Origin of the sequence: Asanoa iriomotensis, assembly GCF_016862515.1 — a bacterium.
GTDB classification, from domain to species: Bacteria; Actinomycetota; Actinomycetes; order Mycobacteriales; family Micromonosporaceae; genus Asanoa; species Asanoa iriomotensis.
Window position 1 is genome coordinate 1 of the sequence record NZ_BONC01000149.1, and the last position, 5,433, is coordinate 5,433.

4 protein-coding genes and 1 pseudogene are annotated in these 5,433 nt (G+C 70.8%); 2 read left to right on the forward strand and 3 right to left on the reverse strand.

Going from position 1 to position 5,433, the window contains the following annotated elements:
• Positions 1-135: pseudogene (locus Air01nite_RS41490) on the forward strand (DUF349 domain-containing protein); the annotation flags it as partial.
• Between the two features lie 676 nt (positions 136-811).
• Here the strand turns inward: Air01nite_RS41490 and Air01nite_RS40350 are convergent.
• Complete coding sequence (locus tag Air01nite_RS40350; RefSeq protein WP_203708759.1) at positions 812-1,672, reverse strand: DUF4262 domain-containing protein; 861 nt, start codon at positions 1,670-1,672, stop codon at positions 812-814.
• 126 nt (positions 1,673-1,798) lie between these two features.
• Here Air01nite_RS40350 and Air01nite_RS40355 point away from each other — a divergent pair, with 126 nt between their 5' ends.
• Positions 1,799-3,379, forward strand: a complete 1,581-nt coding sequence (locus tag Air01nite_RS40355; RefSeq protein WP_203708761.1) for a cellulase family glycosylhydrolase — start codon at positions 1,799-1,801, stop codon at positions 3,377-3,379.
• A gap of 123 nt (positions 3,380-3,502) precedes the next feature.
• Here Air01nite_RS40355 and miaB read toward each other — a convergent pair whose 3' ends face one another.
• Together miaB and Air01nite_RS40365 are read right to left on the reverse strand one after the other, a co-directional pair.
• Entirely contained in the window at positions 3,503-4,993 is a 1,491-nt protein-coding gene (miaB, locus tag Air01nite_RS40360) for a tRNA (N6-isopentenyl adenosine(37)-C2)-methylthiotransferase MiaB (protein ID WP_203708763.1), read from the reverse strand.
• 29 nt (positions 4,994-5,022) lie between these two features.
• A partial coding sequence (locus Air01nite_RS40365; RefSeq protein WP_203708765.1) for a hypothetical protein occupies positions 5,023-5,433 on the reverse strand: 411 nt, incomplete at its 5' end.

Below are 5,433 nucleotides of genomic sequence, written 5' to 3' on the forward strand. Positions count from 1 at the left end.
CGGGAGCAGGTGGCCGAGGCCGAGCAGCGCCTCGAGCGCGCCCGCCACGCGGGCGACGCCAAGCGCATCCGCGAAGCGGAGAACGCCCTCAACCAGAAGCGGCAGTTCCTGAACCTCGCCGAACAGGCCAACTAAGCGCAAGGTCCAAATCGGACAAAGGCCGATTTCCCGGGTCCGCGGTGGTCCGGACCGTTGCTCCCGCCGGACAACGGCCCGGTCCCTGGCGGGCCCGGCCCTGCCAGGTCCGCGGCCAAAACTGTCGGTGGTGGCTGACACACTCCCGGGCATGAGACACGACGTGCCTGTGCGGCAGGGCAAATCCAGTTCCAAGCTGCGCCAGGGCCGAGGCCGACCCGCGCCGACGCCGCGCAGCCGCCCCAAGGTCGAATCTCTATCTGGGCCTGCTCCGGAGGAGCTATAGCGGCCTGATCGATGCCGCGGTCCAGGGAGGTCAACGCGGGGTCAGACACGGCCTGCAGCGCAACTTCCCGGCGAGCCGGGCCAGGGGCGCGGTCTCACCGCGAGCCGGGCCAGCCGCGCGGTCTCACCACGAGCCAGGCCAGCCGCGCATTCTCACCGCGAGGCGGGCCAGCCGCGCATTCTCACCGCGAGGCGGGCCAGCCGCGCGGCCTCACCGCGAGCCAGGCCAGCGCAGCCTCACCGCAAGCCAGGCCAGCCGCGCATTCTCACCGCAAGCCGGGCCAGCCGCGCAGGGTCATCGCGAGGCGGGCCAGCGGCCCGGCTGTTGGTGACGAAGGCCTGCGGTAGCGCCGAGGCACACGCGGTTGGCATCGCCCGCGAAGTCGGCGCCTCAGGTGGTGATGCGCAGTGGTTGGCCGTTCTGCCAGGCGGCGGTGCTCGCTGCCCGCTGGGCCGCGGACACCGGGTCGCGCTGCCAGTCACCGTCGGAGCTGAGGGTGGCGACCTGGCCCGGGGACAGGTCCGCCAGCGCGCTCAGTGTCGGGTGCTGTTCGACCGCGTGGCCCAGGTAGCCCAGGCACAGGTCGTCGGCCTCGTAGCCGCGGGTGTCGAGGATGTCGAAGGCGTCCTCGTCGAAAGCGACCAGTGCCGGCGACCTCTCGCCGGTCAACAGTGAGCGGGTCGTCAGCGTCCAGCTGTCCGGCTCGGCAGGAAGGGGGAAGCCAGACGCGTAGGTGCCGACCAAGCGCCAGCTTCCGCGGGGATGCGCGGACACCGGCAGCCACGCGAACGCCTGCCGGGTCCGGCTGCTCACCGTCGCCTCGTCGTTCCAGGGCCAGCGGCCCGCCGCGTCCGGCCAGACCAGTTGCCAGACCGGGACCGACCAGCCGCGATAGAAACGGTAGGCCGTGCCGAACAGCGCGTCCCGCCACGACTCGTCGACCGGGCGCAGCATCGTCGAGTGGCCCTCGATCACGCCCGTGAACGGTGCCTCGGCGGCCGGCCAGCCGGTCTCGCGTAGACGGTCCACACAGGCGTTGAGCCACAGCTGCATGTGCTCGCCGGCCAGGCCGAACATCACCATCTCCGGCATCTGGAACGAATGCCAGAGACCGACCGTGTAGGCGAAGTCGACCGTGCCCGGCACCCGCAGCACGCACCAGCCGTGTTTCTCGACCGTCGCGATCGTGTCGGCGTCGCGGCCGCGGCGGACACCGCCGCAGATGACGCACGGGCATTCCAGATCTTGCACGGAGCGGATCCTACCGGGACCTTGACCCGGGCCATCGACCGCGATCAGAATGGGCGCGGAGCCAGGGCACGCGCCGCGCGACGAGCGCGCGCGGGATCTCGTCCCCATGAAATGGAGCCCTGGCACATGCAACGCAAACCTGTCCGCGGCGCGCTGATCGCGATTGTGGTCGCGGCCGCGACCGTCCTCGTCGGCGTCGCGTTGACGAGCGCGCCGGCCCAAGCCGCCGGCACCGGCACCGGTTACCTCCGCACGAGCGGCAACAAGATTGTCGACAGCACCGGCGCGACCGTGCGGCTCACCGGGATCAACTGGTTCGGCATGGAGACCGACAACAGGACCTTCCACGGCCTGTGGTCGAGCAACCCGTGGCGCAACCAGATCGACACGATGGCCAACCTCGGTTACAACACGCTGCGCATCCCCTATTCCAACGACGCGCTCAAGGCCGGCGCGACCGCCACCGGGATCAACGACTTCGTCAACCCCGACCTGGTCGGCAACTCACCACTGCAGATTCTGGACAAGGTCATCGCGTACGCCGGAAGCAAAGGCATGCGGGTGATCCTCGACCGTCACCGGCCGACCAGCGCACAGCAGACGGCGCTCTGGTACACGGCCGCGGTGCCGGAGAGCACCTGGATCAACGACTGGCGCACGCTGGCCCAACGCTATGCCAACAACCCCACCGTGATCGGCGCCGACCTGCACAACGAGCCGCACGCCGAAGGCACCAACCCGGCCGCGACCGGCGCCTGCTGGGGCTGCGGCGACACCGCCCGGGACTGGCGGCTCGCCGCCGAGCGCGCGGGCAACGCCATCCTCGGCGTGCAGCCCAACTGGCTCATCTTCGTCGAGGGCGTGAGCTGCCCGAGCGGCGGACTGTCCAATGTGTGGGATGGCGATCCGAGCAACGACGAGGACTGCGGCTGGTGGGGCGGCAACCTCAGCAAGGCCGGCCAGTTCCCGGTGCGGCTGTCGGTCGCCAACCGGCTGGTCTACTCGCCGCACGACTACGCGATCTCGGTCTACCACCAGAGCTGGTTCGACGCGCCGGACTACCCGGCCAACCTGCCGGGGATCTGGGACAAGTACTGGGGTTACCTGTTCAAGCAGAACACCGCCCCGATCATGCTCGGCGAGTTCGGCACGACGCTGGCCGACCCCAAGGACCGCGTCTGGCTGACCAACCTGATGTCCTATCTGGGCAGTGGCGTCAACGGGATGTCGTTCACCTACTGGTCGTGGAACCCCAACTCGGGCGACACGGGGGGCATCGCCAACGACGACTGGACGACCATCAACCAGGCGAAACAGTCGATCATCGGGCCGTACCTGATCGCGCCGACCGGCAACGGCGGCGGCCCGACCGGCGGGCCTACCACGCCGCCACCCGCCCAAGGTGACTGCGACGCCGCCTATCGCCAGACCAACGCGTGGCAGGGCGGCTTCCAGGGTGAGCTGACGGTGACCAACCGCGGCACCGCCTCGGTCAACCCCTGGCGGGCCACCTGGACCTGGCCGTCCGGCGTGACGCTCGGCAGCGGCTGGAACGCGACCGTCACCCAGTCCGGCACGACGGTCACGGCCGCCGCGCCGACTTGGTCCCCGGCGCTCGCACCCGGCGCGTCCGTGACGATCGGCTTCACCGCCAACGGCACGGCGGCCCCACCAGGCGCGGTCGCGCTCAACGGTGTGGCCTGCTGAGTCTGATCCGGAGACCGCGGCGGCGGGTAATCCCACGGCCCGCCGCCGCCCCGGATCCCCGGCAGGTGTTGGTAACGGACCGTTCCTCTGCGGAAACCGTTAACAACGGACCGTTGCTTGCGTCTAGTGCGTGGCGCAGGCCGAAGCCGGCGCGGCCTGGACCGGCGGCCGACCGATGGTCGGCATGCCGAGGCTGACGCCCGGCGTCCGCGGCGCCCGGCCGGCCTCGAACGCGTCACCCGCACGGGTGCGGCGGTGCGACAGCGGGTCGCCGTCCGCGTTGAGGTGGTGCGGCGCCGCGTAGGTCACCACGGTCTCGACGATGTCGCCCGGCCGGATGCCGTCGCGCCCATCGGTCGCGAAGTGCACCAGCCGCCCGTCGCGGGCCCGACCGGACATCCGGCCGGTCCGCTCGTCCTTGCGGCCCTCGCCGACCGCGACCAGCACCTCGACGGTCGAGCCGACCAGCGCCTTGTTCTCGGCCCAGGTGGTCTCCTCGACTACCTGCATCAGCCGTTCGTAACGGTCCTGCACCACGGCCTTCGGCACCTGGTCGGCCATGGTCGCCGCCGGGGTCCCGGGGCGCGGCGAGTATTGGAAGGTGAAGGCGCTGGAGAACCGGGCGGCGCGCACCACGTCGAGCGTGCGCTGGAAGTCGTCCTCGGTCTCGCCCGGGAAGCCGACGATGATGTCGGTCGTGATGGCCGCGTCGGGCATCGCCGCGCGTACCTTGTCGATGATCCCGAGGTAGCGCTCCTGCCGGTAGGACCGGCGCATCGCCTTCAGCACCGCGTCGGAGCCCGACTGCAGCGGCATGTGCAGCGAGTGGCAGACGTTCGGCGTCTCGGCCATCGCGGCGATCACGTCGTCGGTGAAGTCCTTGGGGTGCGGGCTGGTGAAGCGGACCCGTTCGAGGCCCTCGACGGCGCCGGCCGAGCGGAGCAGCTTGCCGAACGCCAGCCGGTCGCCGAACTCCACGCCGTACGAGTTGACGTTCTGCCCCAGCAGCGTCACCTCGAGCACGCCCTCGGCGACCAGCGCCTCGACCTCGGCCAGGACCTCGCCCGGCCGGCGGTCCTTCTCCTTGCCGCGCAGCGACGGCACGATGCAGAAGGTGCAGGTGTTGTTGCAGCCGACGGAGATCGAGACCCAACCGGCGTACGTCGACTCGCGCCGCGCGGGCAGCGTCGACGGGAACACCTCGAGCGACTCGAGGATCTCGACCTCGGCCTCGGCGTTGTGCCGGGCGCGCTCGAGCATCGCCGGCAGCGAGCCGATGTTGTGGGTGCCGAACACCACGTCGACCCACGGCGCCTTCTTGACGATCTCGCCGCGGTCCTTCTGCGCGAGGCAGCCGCCGACCGCGATCTGCATGTCGGGCCGGCGGGTCTTGGCCGGGCGCAGGTGGCCGAGGTTGCCGTAGAGGCGGTTGTCGGCGTTTTCCCGCACGGCACAGGTGTTGAACACCACCACGTCGGCGTCATCCGCCTCGGCGCGGACATAGCCGGCCGCCTCGAGCAGCCCGGAGATCCGCTCGGAGTCGTGCACGTTCATCTGGCAGCCGTACGTCCGCACCTGGTAGGTGCGCGGGCTGGCCTGGGCCCCTGTAGTCATGACCTCTACAGGGTAGCCGGGGGTGAACCTCAGGCGGCCAGGCCGGGGACCACCTGGTCCGGAATCCACCGCGACTGCTGGCAGGGCACCCGCTGCCGGCACCACGGATCGTGCCCGGTGCAGGTCCGCGGGTTGGACAGCGCGGTGCCGTCGTCGGTCTCGAACACATCCACGTGTACGGGTCGCAGCGTGCCGTCGACCGTCGCCAGCACGTGCCGGTCGGGGATCAGGGTGTCGTCGGCCAGCAGGATCCGCCGGCGCAACAGCGAGGCGACCTCGGCGGCCACGGCCGGCTCGGCGACGTCGGGCGGCGGCGCGTAGCAGTCGATGCCGACCGGGAAGTCGCCGCTGCCCTGCCACACGTCGCAGAGCACCGCGTCAGGTGGCGGGTCGTCGTCACCCAGAGGAACGACGGCACAACCGGTGACCACGCTGAGCGC

Coding starts and splice junctions, on each gene's coding strand:
- Air01nite_RS40355 (WP_203708761.1), top strand. CDS start 1,799: ATGCAACGCAAACCTGTCCGCGGCGCGCTGATCGCGATTGTGGTCGCG.
- miaB (WP_203708763.1), bottom strand. CDS start 4,993: ATGACTACAGGGGCCCAGGCCAGCCCGCGCACCTACCAGGTGCGGACG.